The 13,147-nt window shown below is 67.4% G+C and carries 7 protein-coding genes; all 7 read right to left on the bottom strand.

Annotated features, from left to right (window positions below; all coding sequences use genetic code 11):
- Positions 1 to 99: 99 nt before the first annotated feature.
- The 7 genes from gyrA to ACYVJ8_RS06605 all read right to left on the bottom strand — a co-directional run bounded on the left by gyrA (position 100) and on the right by ACYVJ8_RS06605 (position 13,098).
- A complete protein-coding gene (gyrA, locus tag ACYVJ8_RS06575) occupies positions 100 to 2,775 on the bottom strand; it encodes a DNA gyrase subunit A (protein WP_460710455.1) in 2,676 nt (891 codons plus the stop codon).
- A 272-nt stretch (positions 2,776 to 3,047) separates the two neighbouring features.
- On the bottom strand, positions 3,048 to 4,106 hold the full coding sequence (gene mtnA, locus ACYVJ8_RS06580) for an S-methyl-5-thioribose-1-phosphate isomerase (RefSeq protein WP_460710457.1): 1,059 nt from the start codon (positions 4,104 to 4,106) through the stop codon (positions 3,048 to 3,050).
- A 380-nt stretch (positions 4,107 to 4,486) separates the two neighbouring features.
- Positions 4,487 to 5,464: an EF-P lysine aminoacylase EpmA gene (gene epmA / locus ACYVJ8_RS06585; protein WP_460710459.1), complete on the bottom strand. Its 978-nt coding sequence runs from the start codon at positions 5,462 to 5,464 to the stop codon at positions 4,487 to 4,489.
- Positions 5,461 to 7,542, bottom strand: coding sequence for an NAD-dependent DNA ligase LigA (gene ligA, locus ACYVJ8_RS06590; RefSeq protein ID WP_460710461.1), 2,082 nt, complete (start codon positions 7,540 to 7,542; stop codon positions 5,461 to 5,463). The genes epmA and ligA overlap by 4 nt, the downstream gene beginning before the upstream one ends.
- Positions 7,536 to 8,282, bottom strand: a complete 747-nt coding sequence (gene zipA / locus ACYVJ8_RS06595) for a cell division protein ZipA (protein WP_460710463.1) — start codon at positions 8,280 to 8,282, stop codon at positions 7,536 to 7,538. The genes ligA and zipA overlap by 7 nt, the downstream gene beginning before the upstream one ends.
- A 49-nt stretch (positions 8,283 to 8,331) precedes the next feature.
- A complete protein-coding gene (gene smc / locus ACYVJ8_RS06600) occupies positions 8,332 to 11,835 on the bottom strand; it encodes a chromosome segregation protein SMC (RefSeq protein WP_460710465.1) in 3,504 nt (1,167 codons plus the stop codon).
- A 162-nt stretch (positions 11,836 to 11,997) separates the two neighbouring features.
- The gene (locus ACYVJ8_RS06605; RefSeq protein WP_460710466.1) at positions 11,998 to 13,098 is read right to left on the bottom strand and encodes an ABC transporter ATP-binding protein; all 1,101 of its coding nucleotides are present in this window, start codon (positions 13,096 to 13,098) and stop codon (positions 11,998 to 12,000) included.
- Positions 13,099 to 13,147: the final 49 nt, after the last annotated feature.

The following is a 13,147-nucleotide window of genomic DNA, read 5'->3' on the forward strand; positions in this document are numbered from 1 at the left end:
AACCGGTTTCGGCACACGAGTTCTCTGACCCAAAAAAGAAAAACGCCGCCTGGGAAGGCGGCGTTTTCGACCCTGCTACGGGCGAGAGATCAGCGAGTTTTAGTCAGCCTGTTCTGTGGGATGCGCCGCATCCGGGACGACTTCCATCGGCCCCGGAATCACCGCATCCACCTCGCCATCGTCATCCAGCGACGCATCCAGCCGCTCGATCGCCTGCAGGGACTCGTCCGCGGCCAGGCGCATCAGGGTGACGCCCTGGGTGTTGCGGCTGACCTGCGAGATCTCGGCGGCGCGGGTGCGCACCAGGGTGCCGCCGTCGGAGATCAGCAGCACTTCGTGGTGATCGGACAGCTGCACCGCGCCCACCAAGCAACCGTTGCGTTCGGTGGTCTTCAGTGCGATCACGCCCTGGGTGCCGCGGCCCTTGCGCGGGTATTCCGACGCCGGGGTGCGCTTGCCGTAACCGCGCTCGCTGGCGGTGAGGATGTCGCCGTCGCCGTCGATCACGATCAGGCTGACGACGCGCGCGCCGGCTGCCGGCGCGGCGGCGGTCTCGTCGCCCTCGCCTTCGCCCTCGCTATCCACTTCGCCCGCGGCCAGGCGGATGCCGCGCACGCCGGTGGCGGTACGGCCCATCGAGCGGACTTCGCTCTCGGCGAAGCGCACGGCCTTGCCGTTGCTGGCGAACAGCATGATGTCGCGGCTGCCGTCGGTCAGTTCGGCGTTGACCAGCGCATCGCCGTCGTCGAGGTTGATCGCGATCTTGCCGCGCTGCAGGCGGAAGGCGAACTCGGTGAGCGGGGTCTTCTTGACCGTGCCGTTGCGGGTGGCGAAGAAGACGTACTTGCCTTCCGCGTACTCGCGCACCGGCACCACCGCCTGGACCTGTTCGCCGGCTTCCAGCGGAATCCAGTTGATGATCGGGCGGCCACGGGCGTTCGGACCAGCATCCGGCAGTTGGTGCACGGACAGCCAGAACACGCGGCCGGCGCTGGTGAAGGTCAGCAACGTGTCATGGGTGTTGACCAGCCAGAGCTTGTCGATGAAGTCCTCGTCCTTGGTCGACGCCGCACTGCGGCCCCTGCCGCCGCGTTTCTGCGCGCGGTAGGCGCTGACCGGCTGGCGCTTGGCGTAACCGGAGTGCGACAGCGTCACCACCACGTCTTCCGGCGCGATCAGGTCGAGGATGTCGAGGTCTTCTTCCGAAGCGCGGATCTCGCTGCGGCGGGCGTCGTTGAATTCTTCCTTGAGGTTGCGCAGCTCGGTGCGGATCAGTTCGAGCAGCACGGCCGGGTTCTCGAGGATCTCGATCAGGCCGGCGATGGTCTTGAGCAGTTCCTTGTACTCGTCGGTGAGCTTGTCCTGCTCCAGGCCGGTCAGGCGGTGCAGGCGCATTTCCAGGATCTGCTGCGCCTGGGTCTCGGTGAGCTGGTAGCCCCCGTCGATCAGGCCCACGCCCTGCGGCAGGTCTTCCGGACGCGATGCATCGGCGCCGGTGGCGGCGAGCAGCGAAGCGACCAGGCCCGGCTCCCAGGTGCGCGCCAGCATGCGTTCGCGCGCCTCGTTCGGATTCGCCGAGGTCTTGATCAGCTCGATCATCTCGTCGATGTTGGCGAGCGCGACCGTCAGGCCTTCCAAGATGTGCGCACGGGCACGGGCCTTGCGCAGTTCGAAGATGGTGCGGCGGGTGACGACTTCGCGGCGATGGCGCACGAAGGCTTCGAGGATCTGCTTGAGGTTCAGCAGTTGCGGGCGGCCGTCGACCAGCGCCACCATGTTGATGCCGAACACCGACTCCATCTGCGTCTGCTGATAGAGGTTGTTGAGCACCACTTCAGCGGACTCGCCGCGCTTGACCTCGATGAAGATGCGCATGCCGTCCTTGTCGGACTCGTCGCGCAGCTCGCTGATGCCTTCGAGCTTCTTTTCTTTCACCAGCTCGGCGATCTTCTCGATCAGGCGAGCCTTGTTGACCATGTACGGGATCTCGGTCACCGCGATGGCTTCGCGGCCGGTGTCCTCGTTCACTTCGATGTCGGCCTTGGCGCGCATGCGCACGCGGCCGCGACCGGTGCGGTAGGCGAGCTGGATGCCGGCGGTGCCGTTGATGATGCCCGCGGTCGGGAAGTCCGGACCGGGGATGTATTCCATCAGACCGTCGACGTCCAGCGCCGGGTTGTCGATCAGCGCGATGGTCGCGTCGACGACTTCACCGAGGTTGTGCGGCGGAATATTCGTCGCCATGCCAACCGCGATGCCGGCGGAGCCGTTGACGAGCAGGTTCGGCACCCGGGTCGGCATGACCGTGGGTTCGAGTTCCTTTTCGTCGTAGTTGGGCTGGAAGTCGACGGTTTCCTTTTCGATGTCCGCCATCAGCTCGTGCGAGAGGCGCGACATGCGCGCTTCGGTGTAACGCATCGCCGCGGCGGAGTCGCCGTCGATCGAACCGAAGTTACCCTGCCCGTCCACCAGCATGTAGCGCAGCGAGAACGGCTGCGCCATGCGCACCAGCGTGTCGTACACCGCGGTGTCGCCGTGCGGGTGGTACTTACCGATCACGTCACCGACGATACGCGCCGACTTGTAGTACGGCTTGTTGCTGTGCGCGCCCAGTTCGTTCATCGCGTACAGAACGCGGCGATGCACGGGCTTGAGACCATCGCGGACATCCGGCAGCGCACGCCCCACGATCACGCTCATGGCGTAATCGAGGTAGCTGCGACGCATCTCGTCTTCGAGGTTGACCGGGATGATTTCCTTGGCGAGCTCTGCCATTCGGGTTCCGTGTGCTTGCGGTGTGCGGACCGCCAGGCGCGGGGCAAAAAAGCCCAGGCAAAACGCGCCCGGAGCGGGCGTGTTTTGCGGCTCGCTCGGGGCGGCTTCAAAAGACGTGAAATCGTATCACAAAACGTGATATCGAGACAGCCTGATTCCCACGTGGAAACAATGGGTTACGAGGCTTTTTATGGATTCAACCTAACCCGCTGTTCACGGCCTTCGGCGGGGTTGGAACGCGGGCGGGTCCGAGCCCGCCCGATCACCGAAAATCAGCCGCCGAAAGCGGCCCGCATCGCCGCCTCGTCCGGTCGCTCGATCACGCCCTTCTCGGTCACGATCGCGTCGATCAGCTCGTGCGGCGTGACGTCGAACACGGGGTTCCAGGCGCCGATGTCGTGGGCGGCGGTGCGCACGCCGCCGATGGCGAACATCTCGCCGGGGTCGCGCTCCTCGATGTGGATGGCGGCGCCGTTGGGCGTGTCCATGTCCACGGTGGAAGACGGTGCGGCGACCATGAACTTGACGCCGTGGTGGCGCGCGGCGATGGCGAGCTGGTAGGTGCCGATCTTGTTGGCGGTGTCGCCGTTGGCGCAGATCCGGTCCGCGCCGACGACGACCCATTGCACGGCGCCGGTCTTCATCAGGTGCGAGGCCGCGGAGTCTGCAATCAGGGTCGGCTGGATGCCGTCCTGCTGCAGCTCCCACACGGTCAGGCGCGCGCCCTGCAGCCAGGGCCGGGTTTCGCCGGCGTAGACCTTGCCGATGCGTCCTTGCGCGACGCCGGCGCGGATCACACCAAGCGCCGTGCCGAAGCCCGCCGTCGCCAGCGAGCCGGTATTGCAGTGCGTGAGCACGCCGCTTTCCGGCGTGATCAGTGCCGCGCCCAGCGCGCCCATGCGGCGGTTGGCGGCGAGGTCTTCATCGGCGATCGCCTGTGCCTCGCGCGCGATGACGTCGCGCCAGTCGGGGCCGGCCGCGCCGAGCACGCGGCGCATGCGCGCCAGTGCCCAGGCCAGGTTCACGGCGGTCGGTCGCGCATCGTTGAGGCGCTGCATGGCGGGTTCGAGCTTGCGCACCGCTTCGGCGCCGTCGGTGGCCTCGATCTTCATGCCGGCGAGCACCACGCCCCAGGCGGCGGCGATGCCGATCGCGGGCGCGCCGCGCACGGTGAGCGAGTGGATGGCGGCCGCGACTTCGTCGCTGGTTTCGCAGCGCACGTACTCGACCTCGAACGGCAGCTTGCGCTGGTCGAGCAGTTCCAGTGCATCACCGGTCCAGCGGATGGGGCGGATGCGGTCGTAGCGGTCGAAGTCGAAGGTGTCGTTCATGCTTGGGATTCTAATCCTCGCTCGTCATTCCGGCGAACGCCGGTGCTTTTGCTTCGCTGTTGCTCGTCATCCCCGCGAAGGCGGGGATCCAGGGACTTTGCTTTTGCTAGCGGGCAGGCAGCGCCGGTGCGTATGCGTGACACGCCGTGAATTGTCCCATCGTTCAACCGCAGACACGCGCTGCGGCGCGCTCAACGCAATCGCAACTGCTTTTTTGCGGGGGCGCGGCTTGATCGGCGGCATCCGTGCCGCCGACAGTCACGCATACGCACCGGCACTGCCTGCCCCGACACATCTCGGGTGCGTCGATAGAAAGCGAAGCAGAAGCAAAGAAGCCACGACGCTCGCGGTGAGCGCTGTCCACCGAAGCCGGTAACGAACTACGCTCGAGCGAAATCGAAGGCCAGCACATCGGCTATCCGCGCAGTGCCGAGCATCGCCATCATCAGCCGATCCATGCCGAGCGCCACGCCGGCGCAGGCTGGGAAACCGGCAGCCAACGCGGTCAGCAGGTTGTCATCGCGAGGTGGCAGCACATCGCCGCGCTCCTGGCGCCGCTGTCGGTCGCTGTCGAAACGTGCGCCCTGCTCCACCGCGTCGGCGAGTTCGTGGTAGCCGTTGGCGAGTTCGAGCGGACCCAGGTACAACTCGAAACGCTCGGCGACCGGCACGTCGCCGTCGTCGCGGATTCGCGCCAGCGCGCATTGCGAAGCCGGATAGTCGTACAGCGCCAGCAACTGATCGGCCTGGAACGCCGGCTGCAGGCGGTGGGTCATCAGCAGATCCAGCCAGTCGTCACGCGTCAATCCGGCCGGATCGATCACCACGTCGCCCAGTGCGGCGCGCATCTCGGTATCGCTCGCGGTCGCCGGATCGATGCCCAGCCGTTGCTGGTAAAGCTCGTGATAGCTCACCTGGATCAATTGCGCGCTGCGGCCGACCAGCGCCAGCGCAGCGTTTACCAGCGCAGCGGTTTCCAGGATCAGCTGGCGATGGTCCCAGCCGGTCCGGTACCACTCCAGCATGGTGAATTCGGGATTGTGGCGGCCGCCGGCTTCGCCGTCGCGGAACACGCGGCCGAGCTCGTAGCAGTCGCCGAAACCGGCGGCCAATAATCGCTTGAGCGCGTATTCCGGCGATGTGCGCAGCCAGCGCGTGCGCGGCGCGCCGTCGGTGCGGCCGCTGAATTCCAGCGAGAACGAGGCGATGTTGGGATCGGTGTTGCCGGCGCGCGACAGCACCGGCGTTTCCACTTCGGTCACGCCGCGCTCGGCGAAGAAACCGCGGATGGCAGCATTGAGTCGTGCGCGCAGCCGCAGTGCTTCGAAACTGGCTGACGACCGCCAGGCTTCGCTCACTGGCCGTTCTCAGCGAGGAACGCCAACAGCCGTTCTTCGTCCCAGATCTCGACGCCGAGCTCCTGAGCCTTGGCGAGCTTGGAACCCGCGGCTTCACCCGCTACGACGAACGAGGTCTTCTTCGACACGCTGCCCGAAACCTTGGCGCCCAGCGCTTCCAGCTTGGCACCGGCCTCGTCGCGCGACATCGCGGCCAGGCCGCCGGTCAGCACCACGGTCTGCCCGGACAAGGGCCCTTCGCTCGCACGCTGCGGCGCGCCTTCCTTCCAATGCACGCCGTTGGCGCGCAGCGCGGCGATGACTTCGCGGTTATGCGGCTCGGCGAAGAAGTGCGCGATGCGCGCGGCGACGACCGGACCGATGTCCGGCACGGTGCGCAGCGTATCCACGTCCGCCGCCATGATCGGATCGAGCGCGCCGAAGTGCTTGGCCAGCGTCTTCGCGGTCGATTCGCCGACGTCGCGGATGCCCAGCGCGTACAGCAGGCGCTCCAGCGTTGTGCTGCGGCTGGCGTCGATGGCGGCGATCAGGTTTTCGGCCCAGCGCGTGGCGACCTTGCCGGACTTCACCGTGGCTGGCGTCGCGCCCGCCGACTCATCAGCGCGGCGCTTCATCTCGAGGAAGTCCTCGAGTGTCAGTTTGTAGAGGTCGGCGACCGTGTGGACGTAGTCGAATTCGACCAGCGCTGCGATGAACTGCTCGCCCAGGCCCTCGATATCCATCGCGCGCCGCGAAGCGAAATGGAACAGGGCCTGCACGCGCTGCGCCGGGCAGAACAGGCCTCCGGTGCAGCGGGCAACGACCTCGCCTTCCTCGCGCTCCACCGCCGAGCCGCAGGCCGGGCAATGCGTGGGCATCACGAATGGCGGATTCAGCGGGCGGCCCTTCGCGTCGGTCGGGCGGCGTTCCTCGATCACGCGCACGACTTCGGGAATCACATCCCCGGCTCGGCGGATGATCACCACGTCGCCCTTGCGCACGTCGAGGCGTGCGACCTGATCGGCGTTGTGCAGCGTCGCCTTCACTACCGTGACGCCGCCGACGTGAGTGGGCGTGAACACAGCGAACGGCGTCACCGCGCCGGTGCGGCCGACGCTGACCTCGATCGACTCCACCGTGGTGGCTTCTTCCTGCGCCGGATACTTGTGCGCGATCGCCCAACGCGGCGCCCGCGACACGAAACCCATCGCGCGCTGCTGGTCGTAGCGGTCGAGCTTGTAGACCACGCCGTCGATGTCGTACGGCAACCCGTTGCGCTGGCGGCCCATGTCTTCGAAATACGCCAGCAGACCTTCGGCGCCCTGCGCAGTCGTCGTCTGCGGACACACCGGCAGGCCGAAGTCGCGCAGCAACGCCAGCGTCTGCGAGTGCGTGGGCGGCAGCTTCATGCCCTCGACCTCGCCCAGCGCGTAGGCGAAGAAGCTCAATGGGCGCTGCGCGGTCACGCGCGGATCGAGCTGGCGCAGCGAGCCGGCCGCGCCGTTGCGCGGATTCGCCAGGGTCTTTTCGCCGTTCTCGCGCGCCCATTCGTTGTAGCGCTCGAAGGCGGCGCGCGGCATGTAGACCTCGCCGCGCACTTCCAGCACGGCCGGTGCCTTGCCGCGCAGTTTCAGCGGAATGGCGCGCACGGTGCGCAGGTTGACCGTGACGTCCTCGCCGGTCGCGCCATCGCCGCGCGTGGCGCCGCGGACGAACTGGCCGTGTTCGTAGCGCAGACTGATCGCCAGGCCATCGAGTTTGGGCTCGGCCGAGAATGTCGGTTCGAAGTCGCCGGTTTCCTTGCCGATGCGCGCCACGAACTCGTGAATCTCTTCGGGGCTGAAGGCATTGGCCAGCGACAGCATTGGCACGGCATGCCGCACTTCGGCGAACTTTCCGGAGGGCACGTTGCCGACGCGCTGCGTCGGCGAATCGGGCGATGCCAGTTCCGGATGCTCGGCTTCCAGCGCTTCCAACTCGCGCAGCAGCCGGTCGTACTCGATGTCCGGGATGTTGGGATCGTCCAGGACGTAGTAGCGGTAGTTGGCGTCTTCGATCCGCTGGCGCAGGTCGGCGATGCGGGCTGCGGGTCTCACCACCGCCCCGGCTTGGTCAATGGCGGCGCTTCGCGCTGGCGGTCGTAGGCGCGCAGTTCGTCGCGGATATGCGCGATGCGCTGGCGGCCGAGTGCATTGCGCGAATCGTCCAGCACCACGCCGTCGAGCAGTTCGGCCATGCGCTGCGCGGTCGGCAGCATGGTTTCCCAGGCGTCGAGCGCCGGCACGGATGCGGGCAAGGTCAGGAAGAAGGCGATCGCCGGCGTCTCCATCGACTGGATGGTGGCCATGTCGAAGCTGCCCGGCTTCATGATGTTCGCCACGCTGAAGACCGGACCGCGCTCGGCGTGATTGTCGATCAGGCGGTGGAACACGCCCATGTGGCCGTAGGTCAGCCCGGCCTTTTCCGCGGCGACGACGATGTCCGGGCCGTGCAGCCGGGCGCCGGCGCGCGCGGCGAGATACAGGGTGACGATCTTTTCGAACGATTCCTCGTTGCGCTTGCCCAGGTCGTTGGAGACCGCGGCGGCAGGTGTCCCCGCTGCGCTGTCCAGCGCCAGTTCGCTCTGCGTGGCGCGCTCGTCGTAGTTGTCCGCGGGCACTTCATCGCTGCGGGTGCTCAGCGTGGGCTCCATGCGCGGCGCGAAGGCATCGGCAATGCTCGGGCGCGGCACGCGCTTGCCCTGTTCCTGCTTGCGCGGCCGGCCGAAGAAGATGATCGCGCCGATCAGGATCAGGCCGGCGATCAGGATGCCGATGCGGAGCAGGGTTACGTCGGACATCAGGCGAACTCCCTCACGAATTCCAAAGGCGGGAATGTAACGTTTTGTCTTAAGCCGCACCCGCCAGGCGCGTGGCCTCGGCCAGGTCGACGGACACCAGGCGGCTGACGCCCGGCTCGCGCATGGTGACGCCGGACAGCTGCTGCGCGGCTTCCATCGTCGCCTTGTTGTGGGTGACGAACAGGAACTGCACCTGCTCGCTCATCTCGCTGACCATGTTCGCCAGGCGGCCGACGTTGGCTTCGTCCAGCGGTGCGTCCACTTCGTCCAGCAGGCAGAACGGCGCCGGATTCAGGCGGAAGATCGCGAACACCAGCGCCACCGCGGTCATCGCCTTCTCGCCGCCGGAGAGCAGCGAGATGTTCGAAACGCGCTTGCCCGGCGGGCGCGCCATGATCGTCACGCCGGTGTCGAGCAGGTCTTCGCCGGTGAGCTCCAGATACGCGTGACCGCCGCCGAACAGGCGCGGATACAGTTCCTGCACGCTGGAATTGACCCGGTCGAAGGTGTCCTTGAAACGGCCGCGGGTCTCGCGGTCGATCTTGCGGATGGCTTCTTCCAGCGTGTCCAGCGCGGTGTTGAGGTCGGTGAACTGCGAGTCGAGGTAGTCCTTGCGCTCGGCGGCTTCGGCGTGCTCCTGGATCGCGGCGAGATTCACCGGCTCCAAGCGGCGCAGCTTGCCGTCGAGGTCGCTGACGGTGCGTTCCCAGACCGATGCGTCGGCGTCGTCGGGCAGCGTGTTGACCACGTCTTCGATGACGAAGCCCGCTTCGATGATGGCCGCACTCAGCGTTTCCGCCTTCAGCACCAGGGCCTGCTGTTCGAGGCGGCGCTGACCGATGGCTTCGCGCTGGGCGATCGCCTGGTCGTCGCGGGCGTGGCGGGTCTGTTCGAACTGGCGCAGCTCGTTGTCGATGCCGTCCAGCGCGGTGCGCGCGGCGGTGAGGTTCTGCTCGACGAGCACGCGCTGTTCCAGCGCGACCTGGCGCTGTTCTTCCAACTGGTGCACCGGTTCGTCGCCTTCGGCGAGCTGTTCGGCGAGTTCGCCCAGGCGCGAATCGAGCTGTCCGCGCTGGCCGCCCATGCGATCCAGCGCCTGCATCAGGCCGGCGATCTGGGCGCGCTGGGTCTCCACGCTGAGCAGCAGCGCCTGCGCGCCGTCGCGCGATTCGCGAGCCATGGTGCGCGCCTGCTCGCGCGCCTCGAACAGCGCGCGGCGCTCGGCGTCGAGCTGGAGACGGTTGTCTTCGTGTTCGGCCATGCGCATGACCGCCTCTTCCTGGCGGGCGCGCGCTTCGCTGCCCTGCTCGCGTGCGCCGTCGAGCGTGCCGGCGAGCTGGGCGAGTTCGGCGTCGATCTTCTCGATGCGGTTGCGGGCGTTGTCGAGGCGGCCCTGCTGGCTCTGCAGCTGGCCGGCGAGTTCGGACACGCCGCGGTGAGCCATGTACAACGCGCGCTGCGCGTCTTCGCGATGCTGCTCGGCGGCGAGCAGGCGGTCGCGCCACGCGGTGATGCCGCGTTCGAGTTCGTGTTCGCGCTGCTGCAGTTCTTCGATCTGCGCGCGCAGTTCCTGGATCTCGCGCTCGCGCAGCAGGGCACCCTGCTTGGCGGCGCCCGAACGCAGCACGCGCACCCAGCCGGCGCCGAGGCGCTCGCCGTTGCGGGTGATGATCGACTCGCCCTCGCCCAGTTGCGGCAGCAGTGCGCGCGCGTCGGCCAAGGTTTCGGCGGTGTGCAGCTTGGCGAGGATGCGGCGGATGGCAATCGGGCCGGTGACCTTGGAGGCCAGCGAGGTCGGCGCGAAAGACACCGCGTCGTTGTGCGGATCGACCAGCGCCAGGCGGCCTTCGCCCAGATCGCCGATGGCGTCGACGAGCGCTTCGGGCGCTTCGACCAGCACGCCTTCGATCAACTGCCCCAGCGCGCTTTCGACCGCGTTTTCCCAGCCCTTTTCGACGACGAGCTTCTCGCCGACGCGGGCCGCGTTGTCGAGACCGCGCTGGCGCAGCCATTCGCTCGCGGCGCCCTGCTCCTGGCCGAGCGCTGCGTGCTGCAGGGTTTCCAGTGAGGAGAGGCGGCCGCGCGAGGTCTGCGCCTGCTTGCGCACTTCGGCCAGCCCGGTCTGCGCGGCGCGCTGCTGGTCCTGCAGTTCGGTGAGCGTGTGCTTGCGCTGTTCCAGCTCGGTGGTGAGCGTGTCCAGCGACTCTTTCTGGGTGTCGTGCTGTTCCTGGATGCCGGCGAAGGCTTCCGACAGCGCGGTCAGATCGAGGCCGGCGCGTTCGGTCGCGAGCGTTTCGCGACGGCGATCGGCGTCGAGGGCCTGGCGATCCAGGTGTTCGATGCGGGTGCGTTCGACGTCGGCGGCGCGGGCGGCCTCCGCCTGCGCGCGGGTGTGCGTGTCCCAGCGCTGCTGCCAGTCGTTGAGCCTGGCTTCGGCGTCGCGCAATGCATCCTGGCGCGCTTCGTCCTCGGCACGCAGCTGTTCCAGGCGCGGTTCGGATTCCTCGATCGAAGCGCGCAGCACGTCAAGCCGGGACTGATCGCTACCGATGTGCTGGGCGATCTCGGCCAGCTGGTTCGCGGCTTCGTCGCGGGCGCGCTGCAGGCGCGTGGACATCTCGCGCTGATGCTGGATCTGCTGTTCGATGCGGGCCAGCGCGCCACCGACTTCGTAGCTGGCGGCCTGGGCCTTGTTGAGCGCTTCGGCGGATTCTTCGCGGCGCACGCGGCCGGTTTCGATCTGGCGTTCGGCTTCGCGCTGCTCGGCGATCAGCTGCTGCAGGCGGGTTTCCTGCTGGCCGAGCTTCTCGCGCTGGGTCTGCAACTTCTGGTCGAGGGCGCGGTGTTCCAGCGCCTTCCACTCGGCGTCCTTGACCTTGCGTTCGGCCTGGATCGCCTGGTACTGCTCGGCCTGGCGGGCCTGACGCTTGAGGTGTTCGAGCTGCTTGCCGACTTCTTCGCGCAGGTCGTTGAGGCGGTCGAGGTTCTCGCGGGTGTGGCGGATGCGGGTCTCGGTTTCCTTACGGCGCTCCTTGTACTTGGAGATGCCGGCGGCTTCTTCGAGATAGACGCGCAGTTCTTCGGGCTTGGCCTCGATGACCTGCGAAATCATGCCCTGCTCGATGATCGAGTAGCTGCGCGGACCCAGGCCGGTGCCGAGGAACAGATCGGTGATGTCGCGGCGGCGGCACTTGGCGCCGTTGAGGTAGTACTGGCTCTGGCCGTCGCGGCTGACCACGCGCTTGACCGAGATTTCGTTGAACGCCGCGAACTCGCCGGCGATGGTGTGATCGGAGTTGTCGAAGATCAGTTCGACCTGCGCCTGCGACACCGGCTTGCGCGCCGAGGAGCCGGCGAAGATCACGTCCGTCAGCGAATCGCCGCGCAGGCGGCTGGCCGAGCTCTCGCCCATCACCCAGCGCACGGCGTCGATGATGTTGGACTTGCCGCAACCGTTCGGGCCGACCACGCCGGTCATATTGGTCGGCAGGTGCAACGTGGTCGGGTCGACGAAGGACTTGAAGCCGGAGAGCTTGATGGTGGAAAGACGCATGCGGCAGAGCAGCCCCTGACGCCGCCCCGGAGGCAGCGCCGCTGATTGTCAAAACTAATTAGAATTATTGTCTAAGCCATTGATTGACTTAGACAGTCTTGCGCCAAATGACACAAGCTTGCCGGGAGTATACCGGCTAGGGCGATGCCCGCGGAGCGCGGCTCAGCCGCCCGCTTTCAGGCGTTGTCCGCTCGGCGCATCGAAGAAGTGCAGCGAGCCCGGGGCCAGGCCCAGAGCCATCGCCTGACCGGCCCGGACGGGCACGTCCGGGGCCAGCCGGGCCACCAGCGATTGCGAGCCGTGGCGCAGGTTGATGTAGGTCTCGCTGCCGACGGGTTCGACGACTTCCACTTCCGCGGAGAAGGCCGAGGCAGGGCCGGGAGCGACGGGAAGCAGGTGCTCGGGGCGCACGCCGACGGCCACGTCGCGTTCCAGCCAGGACTCCGGCACGGTGGCGGCCGCACCGTCGAGGGCGACGCGCCGTCCCTCGCCCAGCTCCAGCGCCAGGCCATCCGCGCGAACCAGGCGGCCGCGCAGGATGTTCATGGCGGGGCTGCCGAGGAAGGTCGCGACGAACAGGTTCGCCGGCCGCGCGTACAGCGCCATCGGCGTGTCGATCTGCTGGATCTGCCCGTCCTTGAGCACGACGATGCGTTGCCCCAGCGTCATCGCCTCGATCTGGTCGTGGGTGACGTAGACCATGGTCGTGCCGAGGCGGCGGTGCAGCCGCGCGATTTCGACGCGCATGCCGCTGCGCAGCTTGGCGTCGAGGTTCGACAGCGGCTCGTCCAGCAGGAACACCTGCGGATGGCGCACCAGCGCCCGCCCCAGGGCCACGCGCTGCCGTTGCCCGCCCGACAGGGCGCCGGGCTTGCGCTCCAGCAGTTTGTCCAGCTCCAGCATCGCGGCCGCTTCAGCAACGCGCGCGACGATGTCGGCCTTCGGCATCCCGCGCAGCTTGAGGGCGAAGCCGAGGTTTTCGGCCACGGTCATATGCGGGTAGAGCGCATAGCTCTGGAACACCATGGCGATGTCCCGCTCCTTGGGCGGCAGCTCGTTGACGCGGCGCTCGCCGATGCGCAGTTCGCCGCCGCTGATGGCTTCCAGGCCCGCGATCATCCGCAGCAGGGTGGACTTGCCGCAGCCGGACGGGCCGACCAGCACCATCAGCTCGCCGTCGGCGATTTCGAAGCTCGCATCGGCGACGCCGACGAAGCCGTTCGCGTAGACCTTGCGCAGGCGATCGAGTGTGACCTTGGCCATGGCTTGCCGTTTCCCTCCGTCCCGCGCGGGGACATGCATCCGACCGAAT

This window comes from Lysobacter terrae (assembly GCF_054782215.1).

Coding starts and splice junctions, on each gene's coding strand:
- mtnA (WP_460710457.1), bottom strand. CDS start 4,106: ATGAACGACACCTTCGACTTCGACCGCTACGACCGCATCCGCCCCATC.
- zipA (WP_460710463.1), bottom strand. CDS start 8,282: ATGTCCGACGTAACCCTGCTCCGCATCGGCATCCTGATCGCCGGCCTG.
- smc (WP_460710465.1), bottom strand. CDS start 11,835: ATGCGTCTTTCCACCATCAAGCTCTCCGGCTTCAAGTCCTTCGTCGAC.
- gyrA (WP_460710455.1), bottom strand. CDS start 2,775: ATGGCAGAGCTCGCCAAGGAAATCATCCCGGTCAACCTCGAAGACGAG.
- ACYVJ8_RS06605 (WP_460710466.1), bottom strand. CDS start 13,098: ATGGCCAAGGTCACACTCGATCGCCTGCGCAAGGTCTACGCGAACGGC.